This window comes from Helicobacter pylori, from assembly GCF_014496965.1.
Taxonomy (GTDB): Bacteria; Campylobacterota; Campylobacteria; order Campylobacterales; family Helicobacteraceae; genus Helicobacter; species Helicobacter pylori_CZ.
In genome coordinates this window covers 1-21,170 of the sequence record NZ_JACTCR010000008.1, presented here as the reverse complement: position 1 = coordinate 21,170, position 21,170 = coordinate 1, and the positions used below count along the sequence as shown (strand labels likewise).

General features: G+C 40.8%; 18 protein-coding genes, 1 tRNA gene and 4 pseudogenes. 10 read left to right on the top strand and 13 right to left on the bottom strand.

What is annotated here, in order from left to right; translation table 11 throughout:
• Positions 1 to 73 precede the first annotated feature (73 nt).
• From H7O61_RS04255 to rpsT, 5 genes and pseudogenes are all read right to left on the bottom strand, one after another.
• Positions 74 to 1,843, bottom strand: a complete 1,770-nt coding sequence (locus tag H7O61_RS04255) for a dentin sialophosphopreproprotein (RefSeq protein ID WP_187875237.1) — start codon at positions 1,841 to 1,843, stop codon at positions 74 to 76.
• A 250-nt stretch (positions 1,844 to 2,093) separates the two neighbouring features.
• Positions 2,094 to 3,749, bottom strand: a pseudogene (locus H7O61_RS04250) (outer membrane beta-barrel protein).
• An 11-nt stretch (positions 3,750 to 3,760) separates the two neighbouring features.
• On the bottom strand, positions 3,761 to 4,018 hold the full coding sequence (locus H7O61_RS04245; RefSeq protein WP_000755207.1) for a hypothetical protein: 258 nt from the start codon (positions 4,016 to 4,018) through the stop codon (positions 3,761 to 3,763).
• A gap of 388 nt (positions 4,019 to 4,406) precedes the next feature.
• Positions 4,407 to 5,465, bottom strand: coding sequence for a peptide chain release factor 1 (gene prfA / locus H7O61_RS04240; RefSeq protein ID WP_075657680.1), 1,059 nt, complete (start codon positions 5,463 to 5,465; stop codon positions 4,407 to 4,409).
• 116 nt (positions 5,466 to 5,581) lie between these two features.
• Positions 5,582 to 5,851 (bottom strand): 30S ribosomal protein S20, encoded by a 270-nt coding sequence (gene rpsT, locus H7O61_RS04235; RefSeq protein ID WP_187875236.1) that lies wholly within the window; start codon positions 5,849 to 5,851, stop codon positions 5,582 to 5,584.
• Positions 5,852 to 5,940: 89 nt separating this feature from the next.
• Between rpsT and glmM the strand changes: the two genes are divergently transcribed.
• The 10 genes from glmM to H7O61_RS04185 all read left to right on the top strand — a co-directional run bounded on the left by glmM (position 5,941) and on the right by H7O61_RS04185 (position 14,038).
• Positions 5,941 to 7,278, top strand: coding sequence for a phosphoglucosamine mutase (glmM, locus tag H7O61_RS04230; protein WP_000688401.1), 1,338 nt, complete (start codon positions 5,941 to 5,943; stop codon positions 7,276 to 7,278).
• The gene (gene lspA / locus H7O61_RS04225) at positions 7,272 to 7,745 is read left to right on the top strand and encodes a signal peptidase II (RefSeq protein WP_187875235.1); all 474 of its coding nucleotides are present in this window, start codon (positions 7,272 to 7,274) and stop codon (positions 7,743 to 7,745) included. The genes glmM and lspA overlap by 7 nt, the downstream gene beginning before the upstream one ends.
• Before the next feature lie 18 nt (positions 7,746 to 7,763).
• Positions 7,764 to 7,839 (top strand) — tRNA-Val (locus H7O61_RS04220).
• A gap of 268 nt (positions 7,840 to 8,107) precedes the next feature.
• Complete coding sequence (ureA, locus tag H7O61_RS04215) at positions 8,108 to 8,824, top strand: urease subunit alpha (RefSeq protein WP_000779223.1); 717 nt, start codon at positions 8,108 to 8,110, stop codon at positions 8,822 to 8,824.
• Positions 8,825 to 8,827: 3 nt separating this feature from the next.
• A complete protein-coding gene (ureB, locus tag H7O61_RS04210) occupies positions 8,828 to 10,537 on the top strand; it encodes an urease subunit beta (RefSeq protein WP_000724295.1) in 1,710 nt (569 codons plus the stop codon).
• Between the two features lie 191 nt (positions 10,538 to 10,728).
• Positions 10,729 to 11,316, top strand: coding sequence for an acid-activated urea channel protein UreI (gene ureI, locus H7O61_RS04205; RefSeq protein ID WP_000901267.1), 588 nt, complete (start codon positions 10,729 to 10,731; stop codon positions 11,314 to 11,316).
• 1 nt (position 11,317) lies between these two features.
• The gene (gene ureE / locus H7O61_RS04200; RefSeq protein ID WP_000583042.1) at positions 11,318 to 11,830 is read left to right on the top strand and encodes an urease accessory protein UreE; all 513 of its coding nucleotides are present in this window, start codon (positions 11,318 to 11,320) and stop codon (positions 11,828 to 11,830) included.
• A 12-nt stretch (positions 11,831 to 11,842) separates the two neighbouring features.
• Positions 11,843 to 12,613, top strand: coding sequence for an urease accessory protein UreF (locus H7O61_RS04195; protein ID WP_187875234.1), 771 nt, complete (start codon positions 11,843 to 11,845; stop codon positions 12,611 to 12,613).
• A 28-nt stretch (positions 12,614 to 12,641) separates the two neighbouring features.
• The gene (gene ureG, locus H7O61_RS04190) at positions 12,642 to 13,241 is read left to right on the top strand and encodes an urease accessory protein UreG (protein WP_000238762.1); all 600 of its coding nucleotides are present in this window, start codon (positions 12,642 to 12,644) and stop codon (positions 13,239 to 13,241) included.
• Positions 13,241 to 14,038 (top strand): urease accessory protein UreD, encoded by a 798-nt coding sequence (locus H7O61_RS04185; RefSeq protein ID WP_187875233.1) that lies wholly within the window; start codon positions 13,241 to 13,243, stop codon positions 14,036 to 14,038. Before ureG ends, H7O61_RS04185 begins: the two co-directional genes overlap by 1 nt.
• Positions 14,039 to 14,173: 135 nt before the next feature.
• On the opposite strand, the pseudogene H7O61_RS04180 reads toward H7O61_RS04185, so the two are convergent.
• The 8 genes and pseudogenes from H7O61_RS04180 to H7O61_RS04145 form a co-directional block, all read right to left on the bottom strand.
• A pseudogene (locus tag H7O61_RS04180) lies at positions 14,174 to 16,607 on the bottom strand (FtsK/SpoIIIE domain-containing protein).
• Positions 16,600 to 16,947 carry a hypothetical protein gene (locus H7O61_RS04175; RefSeq protein WP_187875261.1) on the bottom strand — a complete coding sequence of 116 codons (348 nt, stop codon included), beginning with the start codon at positions 16,945 to 16,947 and terminating at the stop codon, positions 16,600 to 16,602. The pseudogene H7O61_RS04180 and the gene H7O61_RS04175 overlap by 8 nt, the downstream one beginning before the upstream one ends.
• Before the next feature lie 4 nt (positions 16,948 to 16,951).
• A pseudogene (locus H7O61_RS04170) lies at positions 16,952 to 17,378 on the bottom strand (SMI1/KNR4 family protein).
• Complete coding sequence (locus H7O61_RS08135) at positions 17,348 to 17,509, bottom strand: HNH endonuclease (RefSeq protein WP_414736109.1); 162 nt, start codon at positions 17,507 to 17,509, stop codon at positions 17,348 to 17,350. The pseudogene H7O61_RS04170 and the gene H7O61_RS08135 overlap by 31 nt, the downstream one beginning before the upstream one ends.
• Positions 17,443 to 19,146, bottom strand: coding sequence for a 5-methyltetrahydrofolate--homocysteine methyltransferase (locus H7O61_RS04165; RefSeq protein WP_414736110.1), 1,704 nt, complete (start codon positions 19,144 to 19,146; stop codon positions 17,443 to 17,445). The genes H7O61_RS08135 and H7O61_RS04165 overlap by 67 nt, the downstream gene beginning before the upstream one ends.
• Positions 19,147 to 19,156: 10 nt before the next feature.
• Entirely contained in the window at positions 19,157 to 19,417 is a 261-nt protein-coding gene (locus H7O61_RS04160; protein ID WP_079340677.1) for a WXG100 family type VII secretion target, read from the bottom strand.
• A 15-nt stretch (positions 19,418 to 19,432) separates the two neighbouring features.
• Entirely contained in the window at positions 19,433 to 20,002 is a 570-nt protein-coding gene (locus H7O61_RS04155) for a hypothetical protein (RefSeq protein ID WP_187875232.1), read from the bottom strand.
• A gap of 128 nt (positions 20,003 to 20,130) precedes the next feature.
• Positions 20,131 to 20,903: pseudogene (locus H7O61_RS04145) on the bottom strand (hypothetical protein); the annotation flags it as partial.
• Positions 20,904 to 21,170 lie beyond the last annotated feature (267 nt).

Below are 21,170 nucleotides of genomic sequence, written 5' to 3'. Positions count from 1 at the left end.
GTATCCCCCTTAAAAGAATTATAAATAAAAATATTAAGTTTCGGCTATCACTCTTTGATGTTGGGGTTTAATCTCAATTCCCCATATCGCCACCCATGTCGTCGTTCATGTCTCCCATGTCGCCACCCATATCGTCGTTCATATCCCCCATATCCCCCATATCGCCCATGTCATCGTTGCCATTACCCATGTCATCGTTCATATCGTTGGCGTTGTTCATGTCATCGCCCATGTCGTTGCCGTTGCTCATGTCGTCATTAGCGTTACCCGCATCATCGTTGCCGTTGTTCATGTTGCTCATATCATCAGTGTTGCCGGTATCCGTATTGCCGGTATCCGTGTTGTTCATATCGCCGGTATTGTTGCCGCTAGCATCTTTATCATCAGTGGGGGTGTCGTTTGCGTTGCCGGTGTCAGTGGTGTTAGTGTCCATGTGATCATCGTTGTGATCATCGTTGGTGGCGTTGTTAGGGTTTATGAGCGCGTTACCCCCTTGATCTTTGCTGTCATTTGCATGGGTGTTGTCCATGTTGTTAATAGGCGTTTGTTGTGCAGATTGTTGCATAGGGTTATTCATCGCATCATTCAAATCGTCTCTGTCATCGCCATCAATTTTCAAACTCCCGTCTAAATAATTCCCCACCACATCGCTGCTATGGCTTAATTGTTGCACGCTGTCTAGGGCTTTATCCACTTGAGCTTGTTGCTCGCTTGAAAGCCCTTTTTGATCTTTTAAGTCATTGTCTAGTTGGTTTAGGTTGTTGTCTAATTTGTCCCTAACCTCCATAGCTTTATTGACCACTGAATCAATCTTACTAGGACTCGCCCCGTCTTGCTTCATCTCTTTGATTTGCCCCACTAAATGGTTAAGCTCTTTGGCTTGAGAAGTGATCGCATCCACGCTTTTAGTGGGCATGGCTTTGGTGTGGAAAAGCGAATTGTCTTTGAGCATATGGCTGTTGTCTAAATTGACTAAAGCGCTATTCAAGCGGTTGGTTTGAATGCCTTTACTGAATTTGGGATCACGATAAAAGCTCATGAGATTTGCTGGTTGCGAAGATTTATCGTCTTTATCGTCTTTGTCATCATCAGTAGGCGTATCAAGTTGGTCAGTAGAAGCGTCATGGTCTAAAATCTCTTCTTGATCGAGTGCATACATGTAATTTTCTAACATCAAGTAATCTTGAACTTGCATCATGAAAAACATGTTAGGGTAGAAGCCATACATGCCATCATAAAAGTCATAAAAATCATACATGCCCATGCCATACATTCCATACATACCCATGCCATACATACCATACATGCCGTAATAAGGGCTATAGTAAGAGTTGTAATAGTTGTTGTTTCTGTAATAAGGGCTTTGAGCCTTTTCATTCTCTTGTTGCTTTTTAAGATACGCCCCTACCACGCTCAAATCAGCGAGCATTTTTTGGGCCGTTTTTTGATCTTTTAAAGAAATGCCTAAGGGGATATAAATACCGGTGCGGTAACTATAAAAAGAATCCCTAGCGATGATTTTAAGGCAATATTTCAAATTCTTTTGCAATTTTAGGGCTTGCCTCAAACGTGCATGCGCTCTAAAATTCCCCAAGATGCCAGAGTTAAAACGCATTTTTTCCACTAACGCGCTGAATTTTTTCGCATCGCCATTAGCCGCATTGATATAGTTTAAAGCGCTAGCCCCCCACTCTCTGGTGCTGCTTTTATAACCCCCAAAATCCACTATTTTTGGCGTTAGCTCCCCTTTTAATTGCGAATCTTTTAAGTCAAACAACGCCCTATTCACGCTGATAGCGTTTAAACTGAGTGTCATTATAAAAAGTATTTTTATAGCTTTCATTGATAACCTTAAAAAATATCTCTTGCGAGCATTATAGACTATTTTTAGAAATCAAAATGATTTTTGAAAACAAGCCCAAGTAAAAAATCAAATCTCAAAACAAAAGGTTCTGTTTTAAACGCTTCTTTAGTTTTTAAAAAACTTTCTTAAACAAAAACCTAACCCCCCAACACAACAAAACAAACATCGCAAAAAAAAGAAAAAAGAAACCAACAGAGAGAAAACCCTCTATTGGAAAGAAGAAAAAGGATTAGAAGTTGATCATGTAGTTAAAATAGATAGAGAAGTTCCTTTTATAGAACACATCTACTGATTCATCTACGCTCCTTTCTTTATAGAATTGGTTGGTAAATAAAGGCAATTTAAGACCCACTTCAATCCCACTGTGTTTAGAGAAATTGCTCCTGAAACCAAATTCAACAGGCATTTGGAAATAGCTCGTGTTCATGCTCGCTGAACAGCCTGCGGTGTTGTTGCAAATTTGCATTTGAGATTTTAAGTAGCTCTCTCCTTGAACGATAAACGAATCCCCTCCTAACCCAAAGCCTAAGAACAACCCTGCTGTGTTATAGCCCTCTTTACTTTCATAGAAGTTATAGAGCACATCAAAGCCCACGCCATAAGTGAAGTTATTCACTTGAGACGCGCCCTCCATGATTCCAAGCTGGCTCCCCACAAAGCTTAAATTCGCATGGTTATAGCTGTAATATCCATAAGACCTAAAGCCAAAGCGTTTGGTTTTACCAAAGAACCACTTATACCCTGCCATCGCATCCACACCATACATTTGCCCGTAATTATTGGTGTTGATCACGCTTGGCGTGTAGGTTGCTTGGGCTTGAGCGACAGCGGTTTGAATGTTTTTATGCACGCTCATGAAAGCGTCTTTTTGAGCCGTTAGATTGGTTTTTAGCGCGTTTAAGAAATTGATGGCATCTGTCGTTGTCGTTGCGCTATCACTAGCAGCCACAAGCGCAACGGCTTGCGTTTTTTGCGTATCAGCTGTAGCGAGATCGGCTAGAGCCATATCCACTTGATTGATAGCCTTATCTAACGCGCCCACAACCGCATTAGAGCCGTTTGTCAATTGCCCAATCGTCGTGCTAGAAGAATCTAAATAACCCTTTAAAGTGTTTTGAGCGCTTTCTAATGCGCTAAACGTGCTGCTTAGCCCTTGAGCGTTGGTAATCACGCTGCCTAAATTAGGACTACCGCTCAAAAGATTACTGATCGTTGCGGTTTACTGAGAGAGTTGCGTTACCCCACTTAAAGTGGTGTTCATCGCGCTCACGCTCACACTCTTAAGATTATTAACCATAGTGGTATCTTTGGTTAGCTGGCTTGTTATAGTGTTCCCACCACTAGTTGATGGCGTTGGGGTTGGTGGGGTTTCTGGAGCTGGTGCGCCACTTGAAGCGGTGTGGTGTTCGCCACCAGTGCCACCACTTGAACTTGGTGTGCCACCAGTTCCACTAGCGGTGTGTTGATCCTTATCGCCACTGCCACTTGTTTCATCTTTTTTAGCTGGTGGGGTTGATGAAGCTGGTGGTGTGCCGCTTGAAGCGGTGTGTTTATCGCTACTAGTGCCACCACTTGTTGCTGGTGGGGTTTCTTTAGTTGGTAGGGTTGATGAGTCTGGTGTGTCGCTTGTAGCGGTGTTCTCAAGTGTTGTCGCTTCTTTGCTGTCGCTTGAAGCGGTGTTTTGGGCTTGAGTTTGGGCTTGTTGTTGCGTTGGCGAATCGCTTGTTAATTTACTATCCTTATCCTTTTCAGCATAATTACCAAAAACATGCGATGATTTTTGCAATGCCGCGTAGGTTTCTAAATCGGTAGCGTTCATGCTCCCTAAAAGCACGCTACTCGTTGCTAAAGAGAAAAAGCCTAATTTTTTGAATGACTTTTTCATAACTTCCTCCCTTATTTTTTCATCCAGCTTGCGCTTGGATTGACTTTAGTGTCCGGTTTGGAAGCACTTTGCGTTTCTTGGGCTGGAGCTGTTTGATTGCTGCCAAACATTGAAGTGTCTATCGGGGTGTTATTGTTAGCACCTGGGGTGCGGGTGGTGTTTTGGTTTTCTAAATTAGAATATTGAAACCCCCCTCCTAAAAACGCACCGCTTTTTTCTGCCATAGACACACTAAAGGCTAATGCCATACCTAAAAAAACTTTTTTCATTTAAAACTCCTTAATGTGAGAAATCCTAAGGATTTCTTTTTTTATTGCATTCATGCTATGGTGCAAAAATATAGGGAGCTATCAAAATTTGAGAGTTGTCCTTGAATACATTCGCTTCCACAGAATACAATCCGCTCTTATAGTAAGCTTTGGAGTTATATCACAAAAAAGTGAATTTTTCGTTAAGAATAGGTTAAATAAATCGTTTTATTTTTTAAAAGTGCATTTATTATATAAATAATTTAAAATTATATTTATAACTAGATTTTATGGAAGCTCTTGCGCTGTTTTTGTGGGGCGAAAATTTAGAGCTTTTAGGGTTTTTGGTCTAATGGGTGGCTATCTTAAAAAAGCTGTTTTATCGCTTTTATCGTATCATGTAAAAATCTCATTCAAACTGGCTTTGGGCGTGGGCGATTAAAGGGTTAATCACTTCATCTAAATTCCCTGAAAGCATGATTTCTTCTAAACTATACAGAGTTAAATTGATTCTATGCTCGCTCAAGCGGTTTTGCGGGTAATTATAAGTGCGGATCCTTTCACTCCTGTCCCCACTACCCACTTGCTCCTTTCGGTCTTTAGCGTTAGCGAGTTGCTGCTCTTCAATTTGTTTTTCATAAAGGCGCGCTTTTAAGATTTTTAGGGCTTTATCCTTGTTTTTATGCTGGGATTTTTCATCTTGCATGCTCACGCTGATATTGGTGGGAAGGTGCGTGATGCGCACCGCAGAGTCTGTGGTGTTGACGCATTGCCCCCCATGCCCGCCAGCGCGAAACACTTCAATCTTTAAATCGCTAGGGTTGATAGAAACTTCCACATCATCCACTTCAGGCATGATCGCTACTGTGATAGCGGAAGTGTGGATTCGCCCTTGAGATTCTGTCTCGGGGACTCTTTGGACTCGATGCGTGCCTGCTTCAAATTTGAGCCTTGAATACACGCCCTTGCCCTTAATCAAAGCGATGATTTCTTTATAACCCCCTACGCTGTTTTCGCTAGAGCTCACTATCTCTACTTTCCATTTTTTCAAATCCGCATAACGGCAATACGCCTTAAACAAATCCCCTACAAAAATGCCCGCCTCATCGCCCCCCGTGCCGGCCCTTAACTCTAAATAAATGTTTTTATCGTCGTTAGGATCTTTGGGGATAAGGAGTTGCTTAATGGCGGTTTCTAGATCGCTTTTTTTGGTTTCTAAAATTTTTAACTCTTCTTTAGCCAGTTCGCTCAATTCCTTGTCTTCTAAAAGCTCTTTATTTTCTTTGATATTCTCTAAAACGCTCAAATACTCTTTACTCGCTACAGAGATTTCTTCAATAGAGCTTTGCTCTTTGCTCAATTCGGTGAGTTTTTTAATATCGCTAACCACTTCAGCGCTAGAAAGCAACGCTGTGAGTTCGTCGTATCGTTTGAGAATGGAAGAAAGCTTTTCAGCTAGAATAGACATGCAAGACTACCTATAAAAAGATGTGGATAAAAGATGCAACAATCTAAAAAACGCAAAAAGAAGCCCAATAATAAAAATCCATTATTGAGCTTAAAGAAGTTAAAAACGCCCCAAAACTAAGCGAGAGCGATTTTTTTCACTGAAGCGTTAAGCCTTGAAACTTTTCTAGAAGCGGTGTTTTTCTTTAAAATCCCTTTGCTGACAAATTTATGCAACTCTTTATTAGCGATCTTCAAACGCTCTTGAGCTTTTGCTACATCATTGACAGCGACCGCTTCACGCACGGCCTTAATGATATTTTTAATTTTAGTTTTATAGAACCTGTTGCACTCGGTTCTTTTAATGGTCTGTCTGATTCGCTTTTCTGCGGACTTATGATTTGCCATAGCCTTGTTTTAATCCCTTTGTAATGTAAAATTTGGCATAATTCTATCTAAAAATTGATTAAAAATAGTTTAAAAGGTATTTTATAACGATGAAAATTTTTGGGACTGATGGCGTGAGGGGTAAAGCAGGGGTGAAACTCACCCCCATGTTTGTGATGCGTTTAGGCATTGCTGCCGGGTTGTATTTTAAAAAACATTCTCAAACGAATAAAATTCTAATCGGTAAAGACACCAGAAAAAGCGGCTATATGGTAGAAAACGCTTTAGTGAGCGCTTTAACTTCCATAGGCTATAATGTGATCCAAATAGGGCCTATGCCTACCCCTGCGATCGCGTTTTTAACCGAAGACATGCGCTGCGATGCGGGCATTATGATAAGCGCGAGCCACAACCCTTTTGAAGACAATGGCATTAAGTTTTTCAATTCTTATGGCTATAAGCTTAAAGAAGAAGAAGAAAAAGCGATTGAAGAAATCTTTCATGATGAAGAATTACTGCATTCTAGCTATAAAGTGGGCGAAAGCGTCGGTAGCGCTAAAAGGATAGATGATGTCATAGGGCGCTATATCGTGCATTTAAAACACTCTTTCCCCAAACATTTGAATTTGCAAAATTTAAGGATCGTGCTAGATACGGCTAATGGCGCGGCTTATAAGGTGGCTCCGGTCGTTTTTAGCGAGCTTGGGGCTGATGTGTTAGTGATTAATGATGAGCCTAATGGGTGTAACATTAATGAGCAATGCGGGGCTTTACACCCTAACCAATTGAGCCAGGAAGTGAAAAAATACCGCGCGGATTTAGGCTTTGCTTTTGATGGCGATGCCGATAGGCTAGTGGTGGTGGATAATTTAGGGAATATCGTGCATGGGGACAAGCTTTTAGGGGTGTTAGGGGTTTATCAAAAATCTAAAAACGCCCTTTCTTCTCAAGCGATTGTCGCTACAAACATGAGCAATTTAGCCCTTAAAGAATACCTAAAATCCCAAGATTTAGAATTGAAGCATTGTGCGATTGGGGATAAGTTTGTGAGCGAATGCATGCGGTTGAATAAAGCCAATTTTGGAGGCGAGCAAAGCGGGCATATCATTTTTAGCGATTACGCTAAAACCGGCGATGGTTTGGTGTGCGCTTTGCAAGTGAGCGCGTTAGTGTTAGAAAGTAAGCAAGTGAGCTCTGTTGCGTTAAACCCCTTTGAATTATACCCCCAAAACCTAGTGAATTTGAATGTCCAAAAAAAGCCCCCTTTAGAAAGCTTGAAAGGTTATAGCGCTCTTTTAAAAGAATTAGACCAACTAGAGATCCGCCATTTGATCCGTTATAGCGGCACTGAAAACAAATTACGAATCCTTTTAGAAGCTAAAGATGAAAAACTTTTAGAATCCAAAATGCAAGAATTAAAAGAGTTTTTTGAAGGGCATTTGTGCTAAAAACCACCCAAAAAAGCCTGTTGGTTTTTATAGGGGTTTTTTTCCTTATTTTTGGCGTGGATCAAGCGATTAAATACGCTATTTTAGAGGGGTTTCGCTATGAAAGTTTGGTTATAGATATTGTTTTAGTATTCAATAAAGGCGTGGCGTTTTCCTTACTCAGTTTTTTAGAGGGGGGTTTGAAATACTTGCAAATCCTTTTGATTTTAGGGCTTTTTATTTTTTTAATGCGCCAAATTGAGCTTTTTAAAAACCATGCGATAGAGTTTGGCATGGTGTTTGGCGCTGGGGTTTCTAATGTTTTAGACCGGTTTGTGCATGGGGGCGTGGTGGATTATGTGTATTACCATTATGGCTTTGATTTTGCCATTTTTAATTTCGCTGATGTCATGATAGATGTGGGCGTGGGCGTTTTATTGTTAAGACAATTCGTTTTTAAGCAAAAACAAAACAAAATTAAGGCATAATTACCCTTTTTAATAAAAGGTCGCGTAGCTCAGTTGGTAGAGCACTACCTTGACATGGTAGTGGCCGCTGGTTCAAGTCCAGTCGTGGCCACCATTATTACTCAATTACTCATTATGACTCCAATTCTAGTTCTCATTTTTTTGCGAGTTTTTGATTTTTATAAATTCTAAAGGGGTATTAAACGCGCTCCCAATAACGCCTTGATAGCGCTTCAAAACTATAACACTAATTCATTTTAAATAATAATTAGTTAATGAACGCTTCTGTTAATCTTAGTAAATCAAAACATTGCTACAATTACATCCAACCTTGATTGCGTTATGTCTTCAAGGAAAAAACACTTTAAGAATAGGAGAATGAGATGAAACTCACCCCAAAAGAGTTAGATAAGTTGATGCTCCACTACGCTGGAGAATTGGCTAAAAAACGCAAAGAAAAAGGCATTAAGCTTAACTATGTAGAAGCGGTAGCTCTGATTAGTGCCCATATTATGGAAGAAGCGAGAGCTGGTAAAAAGACTGCGGCTGAATTGATGCAAGAAGGGCGCACTCTTTTAAAACCGGATGATGTGATGGATGGCGTGGCAAGCATGATCCATGAAGTGGGTATTGAAGCGATGTTTCCTGATGGGACCAAACTCGTAACCGTGCATACCCCTATTGAGGCCAATGGCAAATTAGTTCCTGGTGAGTTGTTCTTAAAAAATGAAGACATCACTATCAACGAAGGCAAAAAAGCCGTTAGCGTGAAAGTTAAAAATGTTGGCGACAGACCGGTTCAAATCGGCTCACACTTCCATTTCTTTGAAGTGAATAGATGCTTAGACTTTGACAGAGAAAAAACTTTCGGTAAACGCTTAGACATTGCGAGCGGGACAGCGGTAAGGTTTGAGCCTGGCGAAGAAAAATCCGTAGAGTTGATTGACATTGGCGGTAACAGAAGAATCTTTGGATTTAACGCGTTGGTTGATAGGCAAGCCGATAACGAAAGCAAAAAAATTGCTTTACACAGAGCTAAAGAGCGTGGTTTTCATGGCGCTAAAAGCGATGACAACTATGTAAAAACAATTAAGGAGTAAGAAATGAAAAAGATTAGCAGAAAAGAATATGTTTCTATGTATGGCCCTACCACAGGCGATAAAGTGAGATTGGGCGATACAGATTTGATCGCTGAAGTAGAACATGACTACACCATTTATGGCGAAGAGCTTAAATTCGGTGGCGGTAAAACCCTAAGAGAAGGCATGAGCCAATCCAACAACCCTAGCAAAGAAGAACTGGATTTGATCATCACTAACGCTTTAATCGTGGATTACACCGGTATTTATAAAGCGGATATTGGTATTAAAGATGGCAAAATCGCTGGTATTGGCAAAGGCGGTAACAAAGACATGCAAGATGGCGTTAAAAACAATCTTAGCGTGGGTCCTGCTACTGAAGCCTTAGCCGGTGAAGGTTTGATCGTAACTGCTGGTGGTATTGACACACACATCCACTTCATTTCACCCCAACAAATCCCTACAGCTTTTGCAAGCGGTGTAACAACCATGATTGGTGGCGGAACTGGTCCTGCTGATGGCACTAATGCGACTACTATCACTCCAGGTAGAAGAAATTTAAAATGGATGCTCAGAGCGGCTGAGGAATATTCTATGAACTTAGGTTTCTTAGCTAAAGGTAACGCTTCTAACGATGCAAGCTTAGCCGATCAAATTGAAGCTGGTGCGATTGGCTTTAAAATCCACGAAGACTGGGGCACCACTCCTTCTGCAATCAATCATGCACTAGATGTTGCAGACAAATACGATGTGCAAGTCGCTATCCACACAGACACTTTGAATGAAGCTGGTTGTGTAGAAGACACTATGGCAGCTATTGCTGGGCGCACTATGCACACTTTCCACACTGAAGGTGCTGGCGGCGGACACGCTCCTGATATTATTAAAGTGGCCGGTGAACACAACATTTTACCCGCTTCCACTAACCCCACTATCCCTTTCACTGTGAATACAGAAGCCGAACACATGGACATGCTCATGGTGTGCCACCACTTGGATAAAAGCATTAAAGAAGATGTTCAGTTCGCTGATTCAAGGATCCGCCCCCAAACCATTGCGGCTGAAGACACTTTGCATGACATGGGGATTTTCTCAATCACTAGTTCTGACTCTCAAGCTATGGGTCGTGTGGGTGAAGTTATCACTAGAACTTGGCAAACAGCTGACAAAAACAAAAAAGAATTTGGCCGCTTGAAAGAAGAAAAAGGCGATAACGATAACTTCAGAATCAAACGCTACTTGTCTAAATACACCATTAACCCAGCGATCGCTCATGGGATTAGCGAGTATGTAGGCTCTGTAGAAGTGGGTAAAGTGGCTGACTTGGTATTGTGGAGTCCCGCATTCTTTGGCGTGAAACCCAACATGATCATCAAAGGCGGGTTCATTGCGTTAAGTCAAATGGGCGATGCGAACGCTTCTATCCCTACTCCGCAACCGGTTTATTACAGAGAAATGTTCGCTCATCATGGTAAAGCCAAATACGATGCAAACATCACTTTTGTATCCCAAGCGGCTTATGACAAAGGCATTAAAGAAGAATTAGGGCTTGAAAGACAAGTGTTGCCGGTAAAAAATTGCAGAAACATCACTAAAAAAGACATGCAATTCAACGACACTACCGCTCACATTGAAGTCAATCCTGAAACTTACCATGTGTTCGTGGATGGCAAAGAAGTAACTTCTAAACCAGCCAATAAAGTGAGCTTGGCGCAACTCTTTAGCATTTTCTAGGATCTTTAGGAGCGACGCTCCTTAAATCCTTATTTTTTAGCTCTCTGATTTTTTGTTTATCAAGAAATTGGGGGCTTTTTTTGTTTTTATTTTTTGTCAATTTACTATTTTTCTTTATGATTAGCTCAAGCAACAAAAGTTATTCGTAAGGTGCGTTTGTTGTAAAAATTTTTGTTTGGAAGGAAAAGGCAATGCTAGGACTTGTATTGTTATATGTTGGGATTGTTTTAATCAGCAATGGGATTTGCGGGTTAACCAAAGTCGATCCTAAAAGCACTGCGGTGATGAACTTTTTTGTGGGCGGACTTTCCATTGTTTGTAATGTGGTGGTCATCACTTATTCCGCGCTCCACCCTACAGCCCCTGTAGAAGGTGCCGAAGATATTGCTCAAGTATCGCACCATTTGACTAGTTTCTATGGGCCAGCGACTGGGTTATTGTTTGGTTTTACCTACTTGTATGCGGCCATCAACCACACTTTTGGTTTGGATTGGAGGCCGTATTCTTGGTATAGCTTATTCGTAGCGATCAACACTGTTCCTGCTGCGATTTTATCCCACTATAGCGATATGCTTGATGACCACAAAGTGTTAGGCATCACTGAGGGCGATTGGTGGGCAATCATTTGGTTGGCTTGGGGTGTTTTGTGGCTTACCGCTTTCATTGAAAACATCTTGAAAATCCCTTTAGGGAAATTCACTCCATGGCTTGCTATCATTGAGGGTATTTTAACCGCTTGGATCCCTGCTTGGTTGCTCTTTATCCAACATTGGGTGTGAGATGATCATAGAGCGTTTAATAGGCAATCTAAGGGATTTAAACCCCTTGGATTTCAGCGTGGATTATGTGGATTTGGAATGGTTTGAAACGAGGAAAAAAATCGCTCGCTTTAAAACCAGGCAAGGCAAAGACATAGCCATACGCCTTAAAGACGCTCCCAAGTTGGGTCTCTCTCAAGGGGATATTTTATTTAAAGAAGAGAAGGAAATTATCGCCGTTAATATCTTGGATTCTGAAGTCATTCACATCCAAGCCAAGAGCGTGGCAGAAGTAGCGAAAATATGCTACGAAATAGGGAACCGCCATGCGGCTCTATACTATGGCGAGTCTCAATTTGAATTTAAAACACCATTTGAAAAGCCCACGCTAGCGTTATTAGAAAAGCTAGGGGTTCAAAATCGTGTTTTAAGTTCAAAACTGGATTCCAAAGAACGCTTAACCGTGAGCATGCCCCATAGTGAGCCTAATTTTAAGGTCTCACTAGCGAGCGATTTTAAAGTGGTCGTAAAATAGAAAAATAACAGAATGGATAAAGGAAAGAGCGTGAAAAGCACTAAAAAAAGCGTGGGTATGCCCCCAAAAACCCCAAAGACAGACGACAATGCCAATAATCATGTAGATAATGAATTTCTGATCTTGCAAGTCAATGATGCGGTGTTCCCTATTGGCTCTTACACGCATTCTTTTGGGCTAGAAACTTACATCCAGCAAAAAAAGGTTACCAACAAAGAAAGCGCTTTAGAGTATTTAAAGGCTAATCTTTCTAGCCAGTTCCTTTACACGGAAATGCTGAGTTTGAAATTAACCTATGAAAGCGCTCTCCAACAAGATTTAAAAAAAATTTTAGGGGTTGAAGAAATGATTAGACTATCCACAAGCCCCATGGAATTACGATTAGCCAATCAAAAGCTAGGCAATCGTTTCATTAAAACCTTACAAGCCATGAACGAATTAGACATGGGTGCATTTTTTAACGCTTACGCTCAACAAACCAAAGATCCCACCCATGCCACTAGCTATGGCGTTTTTGCGGCGAGTTTGAATATTGAATTGAAAAAGGCTTTAAGGCATTATCTTTATGCGCAAACTTCTAACATGGTGATCAACTGCGTTAAAAGCGTCCCACTATCTCAAAACGACGGGCAAAAAATCTTATTGAGCTTGCAAAGCCCTTTTAACCAGCTCATAGAAAAAACCCTAGAACTAGACGAAAGCCACCTGTGCGCGGCAAGCGTTCAAAACGACATTAAGGCGATGCAGCATGAGAGTTTATACTCGCGTCTTTATATGTCTTGAATTTTAATCTCAAATTGAAAGGAATTTTATGGTAAAAATTGGAGTTTGTGGTCCTGTAGGAAGCGGTAAAACCGCCTTGATTGAAGCTTTAACGCGCCACATGTCAAAGGATTACGACATGGCGGTTATCACTAATGATATTTACACTAAAGAAGACGCAGAGTTTATGTGTAAAAATTCGGTGATGCCACGAGAGAGGATCATTGGCGTAGAAACAGGAGGTTGTCCGCACACAGCTATTAGAGAAGATGCCTCTATGAATTTAGAAGCGGTAGAAGAAATGCATGGCCGTTTCCCTAATTTGGAACTGCTTTTGATTGAAAGCGGAGGCGACAACCTTTCAGCGACTTTCAACCCAGAGCTAGCGGACTTTACGATTTTTGTGATTGATGTGGCTGAGGGCGATAAAATCCCCCGAAAAGGCGGCCCAGGAATCACGCGCTCAGACTTGCTTGTCATCAATAAAATTGACTTAGCCCCCTATGTGGGAGCGGACCTGAAAGTCATGGAAAGGGATTCTAAAAAAATGCGCGGCGAAAAGCCCTTTATTTTTACGAATATCCGCGCCAAAGAAGGCCTAGATGATGTGATCGCTTGGATTAAGCGCAACGCTTTATTGGAAGATTGATGAACACTTACGCTCAAGAATCCAAGCTCAGGTTAAAAACCAAAATAGGGGCTGACGGGCGGTGCGTGATTGAAGATAATTTCTTCACGCCCCCCTTTAAGCTCATGGCGCCCTTTTACCCTAAAGACGATTTAGCTGAAATCATGCTTTTAGCGGTAAGCCCTGGCATGATGAGGGGCGATGCGCAAGACATGCAATTAAGCATCGGTCAAAATTGCAAGCTAAGGATCACTTCGCAATCCTTTGAAAAAATCCATAACACTGAAGATGGGTTTGCCAGCAGAGACATGTGCATTGTTGTGGGGGAAAACGCTTTTTTAGACTTCGCGCCTTTCCCGTTAATCCCCTTTGAAAACGCGCATTTTAAGGGCAATACCACGATTTCTTTACGCTCTAGCTCTCAATTGCTCTATAGTGAAATCATTGTCGCCGGGCGAGTGGCACGCAATGAGTTGTTCCAATTCAACCGCTTGCACACCAAAATCGCTATTTTACAAGATGAGAAACCCATCTATTATGATAACACGATTTTAGATCCCAAAACCACCGACATGAATAATATGTGCATGTTTGATGGCTACACGCATTATTTGAATCTGGTGCTTGTCAATTGCCCCATAGAGCTGTCTGGCACGCGAGAATTGATTGAAGAAAGCGAAGGAGTGGATGGGGCCGTGAGCGAGATTGCTAGTTCTCATTTATGCCTGAAAGCTTTAGCGAAAGGCTCAGAACCCTTGTTGCATTTAAGAGAAAAAATCGCTCGCCTGGTTACGCAAACCACCACGCAAAAGGTTTGAAAGCGCTTTAAAAAGATTAAATCCCTTTAGTCTTTTTAACCCCCCCTTTTTTTAACTCTCTTTTTTTAACTCTCTTTTTTTAACTCTCTTTTTTTAACTCTCTTTTTTTAACTCTCTTTTTTTAACTCTCTTTTTTTAATCTTGTAAGCTGAAAGGCCTGAATTCAGTGTGGCTGTCTTTGGAAAGCTCTATCAATAGCGCGTTGAGTCTGCTTGGTGGAGGCAGATCGCTTTTGATAGCGTTCAAGTTGTCCCCATTGCACCTAAAGGCTAGGCATTGCTTGAAGTGGTTGCTCAACAAATCTTTTAATAACTTGTCAAAATGGTAATTAGCTTTAATTTGCCTAAAGTCATGCGCAAAAATGACGCAATACTGCTCGTTGTCTATGGCTTTTTCTAAAAACGATTTTAATTTTTCCGCCCCTACTTTGTCGTGCAATTCTTTCGCTTCGTTGAGATTGTCTATCACAAGCGCGCTGTTAGGATTCATAGCGGTGTCTAAAACGCTTAAGATATTTTCTACAGGCGTGATGCCGTATTCTTTTTGCGCATCAAAAGACCTTATCAAGCGTTTTTCTTTATTGCAAAAAACCAATTCTTTGTTCGCGCTCTTAACGTTTTGGAATAAAAGCTTCATTAAAGCGATACGATCCTGTAAATTTTGACTCACCACCAACAAATGCGATTCGTTACTTTCAAACTCCACTATCAAGTCCTTTTGCTCATAATCCACTTTTTTGCCCAGATGCAAACGCATTTCATTAGCCTTAAGGATATTGGGCATTTTTAAAGGTGTCTCGCCATTATAGATTTTACGATCTATGGGGGTGAGATTTCTTTGGTTAAATTCTTCATGGATTTTTTTGATAAACGCTGTGAAGTCATCAGGGGCTTTAGGGATACTCATCTTGGTGTGGTATTTTTTATGCCCTCCGTTGTTGTTGAAAATGCCTTCTAGTTTTTGAATCTCACAAGCTACATCATCGTCCAAAATTTTAGCGCTGTCGTCTGCATCCATAGGCAAAGCGATGCGGTTAGCGATTTGAGCCTTAATGCTTGAATCAATTTCACCGCCGCGCATGGTCTGAGTGGCTAAAACTAAATGCACCCCATAGCTACGACCCTTTTTAAGCAGAGTGTTTAAAGATCGTTCCACGCTCCCTTTCACTTGAGTGGAGTTATCGCTAAAAAGCACCTGAAATTCATCAATCACTACAACCAGTCTGGGCATTTTTTCATGTTTTCGGTAATCGCTTAAATCTTTCACCTTAAATTGCTTGAACAGCTCGGCTCTTTTTTTTATTTCATCGCAAAGCCAGCTTAAAAAACTCATGCCAAAACCCACCGAACTCGCCACGCTCACCAACCTCGCATGCTCTAAAATCGGATCTGTGTATGCGTTAAATTCCACCCCCTCTTTATAGTCTAACAAAAAGAGTTGGACTTCATTGGGCGCGTAGTAGAAGGCCAGATTTTGGATCAACACATGCAAGAAATTGGATTTCCCGCTCCCGCTGTGGTCGCAAATGAGCGTGTGGTTTTGTTCGTTACCGATTTCAAAACACACTTCCTTATGGTTAATATCCCACCCCACCGGCACAGACACTTTAGACTGAGAACTTTTAGTCCAAAATTCTTCGTCTTTTTGTAAGGCTTTCAACTCGCTTTTGACTACTTTCTTTTTCTCGTAATACGCTTTAATTTTATCAGCGAAGTCTTTCATGTGTTGGGATTGGATACCATGATCATTGATGACTTCCACGTTAAGATATTTAAAGCGTTCAAAACTTGTCCTATCTTTAAAAAACTCCGCATGTTTTTTCAAGTCTTCTGCGGATTTATTGTTTTTTTCGCTCTCCAAATTGACAAAGCTCAAAACCCCATTTTTAGAGCCAAAACGCATGATCTTTTCCAAATAATAAAGCGCGTCTTTACTCAAAGCATCCACCCCGCTTAAAAAAAGCGCCTTTAAAGGCAAGGGGTCTGTGGCGTTTTCATTATAATGCGCAAAATCTCTAAAACCGGCCAATTTTTCTTGCAAATTAACCTTTAAGTATTCATACAAATGTTTTAAGGCTTCTTCTATTTCCTTGCTTTCGGTCAAAATCCTTCGCTGGTAAATAAAGTCATTGTCTTTATGTAAAAGCCTTCTGGCCAGATTGAAAATGCCCCCCCAAACTCAACGCATCAACCAAGACGACCTCTAATTGCACTAAAGGCACGCTAGAGAGTAAGCGCATGAGCATTTCTCTCAAAAACTGCCCGTCTTTTTCATGCTCTATATACAAGCTTTTAGAGGGGAAAGGATAGACTTTAGGCAATAAAAATTCCATATTAGCGCCATTCTTGCCCTTAACATGCAACAAACCACAGCTCAAAAATTTAGGGTAAGTGGTCGTTTCATTGAATTGCGGTGCGTCTGTGAATTGCGCTTGAACTTGCCTGATACTCTTTTGATAGTCCTCTATTCGTGAGACGAACGGCTTGAGAAAACTCTCTGGCTCTTTTTTAGCGACAACTTTATCTAAGGCGTCGTCTAGTTCTTTTAATAAACCATTCACATCAATCATTTTTATCCTTAAGATATTCATCATAGCGCCTCTTGGCTTCTCTTTCATGCTCTTTGGCTTCACGCATAAGCCTATCGATCTCGCTTGGTGAATGGAAATTCATATCAATTTGCTTCTCCAAATACTTGGCTTCTTCAAGTTGCTCGTTGATTTTTCTCATTTCGTATTGAGTTTCCTGCTCTAAATTTTCTAAATCATGCGCGATTTTTAGCATGCCCTCTAGCGCCTCATTTTTGAGTTTCTGCCCCAAATCATCTTGCATGGCCTCTTCTACGAAATAGTCGCAAATCCTTCTTAACTCATTGGTGCAACCCTCCAAAAAAACTTTATGAGAAAACAACATTTTAACCCCTTGATTCCAGTTTTTTTAAAAACATATTAAGATTTAATAGCGCTTTTTTTGAGCCATTATCGGTGTCTAAAAACAGCACCACGTCAGTGGTGGTATTCCAAAGATAATACCCCCCCATACCCGTCATTAGCGAATACGATTTCTTCAGGCTCTAACAATTCTTTTAAGCTCTGCATGAAATCAATCAATAAGCCCTTTCCCTCTAAATTGAAATTCAAAACATGTTTGAACATGTAGGATTCATTGCCCACCATGAAATAACGCAATTGGCTAAAACCATAGTTTGATCGTTTGATAAAGTCCTTAAACGCATCGCTAAAGCCTATTTTCAACCGCTCTTCTAGATCGCTCAACGCATTTTCATTGAGCGGCTCTACAAATTCCCAATTCAATTCTGTTTCTGTAGAAATTCTGTCCATAGTGAATATCCTTTCGTGTGTTTCACGCCTAATAATAACTCTTCTCTCACCAACGCCACATTCCCTAAAACATTCGCGTCAAAATGCCATAAATAGCCCCTAGGGATGAATCCTTTTGCGATCTGTTCCAACTCTGTTGCATCAAAACCAAATCGTTGTCTTTAAGCGCGACTTGTAAAGCCTTTAGGGCATGATGAGCGCATGCGGTTTTATTTAAATCTTCTAAAGGCACAATGGCTCTAAAAACGCTATCAAATTCCGCTAAACGCCACTCATTAAAGCTGACTTCTTCCGGATAGCGGTTTTGCTCATCTACAATAAAGCCCTCTTTACGGCTTTCTAAAAACTCCCTATACTCCAACGCTTTTTGTGTATAATCTTCATTGCGTTCTAAAACGGGATCGATTTTTTGACTCAAATTTTCCGTAGCTATTTCTAACTCTCTTTCTAAGTTATCAAAAGCTTCATTGATAGCGTTTGAATCGTTGGGAGCTTCTTTGATTTTTTCTGTAAAACCTTCTAAAGCTTTCTTACAATTTTTAACGCAACGATTTTTAGCTAGAGTCAAGCTTTCGTTATAAGAAGGCACGCTTAAAACGCTTGGCATCAAATCCTCTAAACTCTTTTCAAATTCTCGCTCTTTAGAGATTGCCATGCGATCCAGTTCATCGTTAGGGTTTTCATCATAAGAAGATGCGCCCACCAAATCCTCTAAACTCTTTTCAAATTCTCGCTCTTTAGAGATTGCCATGCGTTCTAAATCATCGTTAGACAAGGCGTTATGATGGATTTTATCTTCCAAATCAGTGTATAGATCAGTGTATAAAGAAGCGAAATTTTCCCTTAAACCCTTCAAGCGCTCATCATCTATAGCCCTCTCTAACTCTGTTTTTAAATCATTAAAGGCTTCATTGATAGCGTTTGAATCGTTGGGGGATTCTTTGATCTTTTTTGTAAAACCTTCTAAAGCTTCCTTAAAGTTTTTAACGCAACGATTTTTGGCTAGAATCAAGCTTTCCTTATCAGCGTCCGCCAAATCCCCTTCTCGCTCTTTAGAGGCTTTAGTGCGATCCTCCTTAGAAAAAGCGTTGATCTTGTCTTTCCAATCAGCGTATAAAGAAGCGCTAAAATTTTCCCTCAAATCCTTCAATCGCTCATTAAAAACGCTTTTTTTAGGGGTATAAGAGATAGCAGGCCGTTCAAAATCGTATTCCAATAAAACGCCTGGGGTTGGAAAGTTGTATTCGTTATCTATCGCATCGCTCGCTTGTTTCAAACGCCTGATAAATTCCTGGTGCTTATCGGTATAAAAATGCAACCTCTTTTTAATGCCCTCCCAAGTTCTATCCAAAAGATCCACGCTCGCTTTGGCTTGAGTGGAGTAGATTTCAAGCATTCGTTCTAATAACCTTACATTGTGTTCCCATTTTTCTATATTGTCTTCCATAAGGTTTAAGCCCTTTTCACAAGCTTTAGCGCCTAATTTAGCAGGAGGGAAAATAGTCGAGACTGCATCACAAAAACCTCCACAAAAATCTAAAACAGATCCCCAAAAGCCCCTTCGCTCCTTTCTAGCTGCGTTTAATTTTCCTATGGCTTTTTCCAATTGCATTTCAATTTTTCTGCACTCTACTATGATTTTTAGCGCGTAACTATCAAGGTTTTTGATAAATGGACTGCATTTTTCTTCTTGCAAGGATCTTTTAAATTCCCTGCATCTTCCAACAACCTTTTTGACTTCTTCTGTGTCCGTTTTCCATTCAGCCATAAACCACCCCTTAATAATCTTCCTCTAAAACCCTAATCCTCTCTTTAAGCCATGCGATTTGCTCTTGCGCGGCTTCATCAAATTCATTGAAAGTGCTTTTCAAATTATCCAGCACCTCGCTAAATTTATCTCTCCTAGAGTCTTGCCATGATTCTAAATTATGGAAATGGCCATTCAAGCTATTCACCTCATCATTCAGTAACTCTTTAAAGCGTTCTAAATGCCCTACAAATTCCCTGACCTCTTCGGTATCCATTTGCACTTTGCTCATCGGTTGTCCTTTCTTTTAAAAATTTTCTTCATTGGAATCAGGCTTTTTATCGCCGCTGATTCTAATGCTCCCACCCCCATAGCTAGGGGGTGTTGTGGGGCGAACCTCTAGCGTTTCGCCTCTTTCTCTTTTGTATTTTTCTTGCTGGCTTTGGTGGTATGTTTTCATGCTGTCTATCACGATTGCTTTGTGGGTGCTCCCCAAATCGGCGTTGGTGAGCAATTTTTGAGCGCCATTGCCCAAGCTGTTAGAATGCCTGTCTTCTATTTTAATAGACAGATTCAAGCCCTTAAAACCCTCCAAAGCCTCCACCAGTTCCACCACAAGCTTTCTGTCCCAAATGGAATTTTTCAAATCTTTACACAAGGAAAAAACCTCGCTTGGAAACTGGTAATCATACAAAAACAAAAGGTCTAAATTTTCTAAAAATTCCAGATTGCAACGCTCTTTAAAACTTCTCAAAAAGCCCTCTTTTAACGGCACAAAGCCTTCAGTGATAGGGATTAGCCCCTTGTCTTTGGCGCATTTAAACACCATAATACTTTTTTCAATCACGACAAACGCGTAAGCGTTCTTAGTCATCATAGTTTTTCTACCTCGCTTTCATAGATCAATTGGTCGTCTTTAAACAGCCCCACTTTAATGCTTTGGGAATCCACGCAACACACCTTCACATCCACTTCTTCAACCTCTTCTAGCGCTATGGAAATCATTTTGCCAAAGTCAAAATCCGTCGTCCCGCCCCCAAAATCAAACACCCCGTAATAAACCGGCTTGTCTAACTTCTCTGATTTAAAAAACCCGTAGCTTTTTAAAGCGCTAATGGCATACGCGCAAGGCTCGCTCTCAGTTCCACTTTGAAAGTTTTAGCCGTTTTTTCATCGTCAAAAACATGCCGGGGTAAGGATTTTTTCAAGCCTCTTTCAAAACTCTCTCTGATTTTTTCAGCCTGATGCTTTTCATACTTGATGGGGTAGGATAAAAAGTATTTCAAAAACACACCATTATGCATGTTGTTGATGCAGCGGCCGATGTAGTAAGCGTAGATTTCTATGGGGTTAAAACCCGTGCAATTAGTAAAGCTCTCTAAAGAAAAATCCTCTTCTAAATCCCTAAAATTCTGCTTTTCATCCGCTCCAGCCCATTGCTTCAATTTAGAAAAAAACCGATACAAATCATTCCCCTTAACGCCTGAAGCATTCTTTTGGGCTTCATGCGCCACTTCTATATCGTTCTTTTCTGTGAAAGGGCGGTGGTTTAAAGCGTTGTAATCTTTAAGAAACTTTTCTTTGTGTCTGAACTCCACGATCGTGGGGTTTTCAAACTTTGTAGGGCTTGCGTCATCTACTAGCCCGCCAATAGAGAGCAAGCGGTATTCTGTGCTCTCATCCATATAGGCTGCGGTCGTGCTTTTAGTCCCAAAGTCAATAGCGACGACAACGCCCTTGTTTAAATCCTTCAAACTTGAGCACGCATAAAAATCCATTTCTTTGCCGCTAGAGTCTAAATTATCAAACCTAAAGGTTACCCTTTCTTTAGGCGTGCTAGGTACCTTTAAATCCCAATGCCCTCCGTCCAAATCAAGCAATTGGCTTTGGTTATAGCTCTTAAGGCCTACCGCTATATTATTATTAAACTTTCAATTTAATTTTGTTTAAAATATATTATATGTATAATCATAAGAAATTCACTCAAAGGTAGTGCCATGCTTATAAACGCTGTCATAGAAAAAGATGAGAATGGGTATTTTGCT

Excerpts from the sequence above, each read along its gene's own strand:
- H7O61_RS04255 (WP_187875237.1), bottom strand. The coding sequence starts at position 1,843 with ATGAAAGCTATAAAAATACTTTTTATAATGACACTCAGTTTAAACGCT.
- H7O61_RS04245 (WP_000755207.1), bottom strand. The coding sequence starts at position 4,018 with ATGAAAAAAGTTTTTTTAGGTATGGCATTAGCCTTTAGTGTGTCTATG.
- prfA (WP_075657680.1), bottom strand. The coding sequence starts at position 5,465 with ATGTCTATTCTAGCTGAAAAGCTTTCTTCCATTCTCAAACGATACGAC.
- rpsT (WP_187875236.1), bottom strand. The coding sequence starts at position 5,851 with ATGGCAAATCATAAGTCCGCAGAAAAGCGAATCAGACAGACCATTAAA.
- glmM (WP_000688401.1), top strand. The coding sequence starts at position 5,941 with ATGAAAATTTTTGGGACTGATGGCGTGAGGGGTAAAGCAGGGGTGAAA.
- ureA (WP_000779223.1), top strand. The coding sequence starts at position 8,108 with ATGAAACTCACCCCAAAAGAGTTAGATAAGTTGATGCTCCACTACGCT.
- ureB (WP_000724295.1), top strand. The coding sequence starts at position 8,828 with ATGAAAAAGATTAGCAGAAAAGAATATGTTTCTATGTATGGCCCTACC.
- ureI (WP_000901267.1), top strand. The coding sequence starts at position 10,729 with ATGCTAGGACTTGTATTGTTATATGTTGGGATTGTTTTAATCAGCAAT.
- ureE (WP_000583042.1), top strand. The coding sequence starts at position 11,318 with ATGATCATAGAGCGTTTAATAGGCAATCTAAGGGATTTAAACCCCTTG.
- H7O61_RS04195 (WP_187875234.1), top strand. The coding sequence starts at position 11,843 with ATGGATAAAGGAAAGAGCGTGAAAAGCACTAAAAAAAGCGTGGGTATG.
- ureG (WP_000238762.1), top strand. The coding sequence starts at position 12,642 with ATGGTAAAAATTGGAGTTTGTGGTCCTGTAGGAAGCGGTAAAACCGCC.
- H7O61_RS04185 (WP_187875233.1), top strand. The coding sequence starts at position 13,241 with ATGAACACTTACGCTCAAGAATCCAAGCTCAGGTTAAAAACCAAAATA.
- H7O61_RS04165 (WP_414736110.1), bottom strand. The coding sequence starts at position 19,146 with ATGGCTGAATGGAAAACGGACACAGAAGAAGTCAAAAAGGTTGTTGGA.
- H7O61_RS04160 (WP_079340677.1), bottom strand. The coding sequence starts at position 19,417 with ATGAGCAAAGTGCAAATGGATACCGAAGAGGTCAGGGAATTTGTAGGG.
- H7O61_RS04155 (WP_187875232.1), bottom strand. The coding sequence starts at position 20,002 with ATGATGACTAAGAACGCTTACGCGTTTGTCGTGATTGAAAAAAGTATT.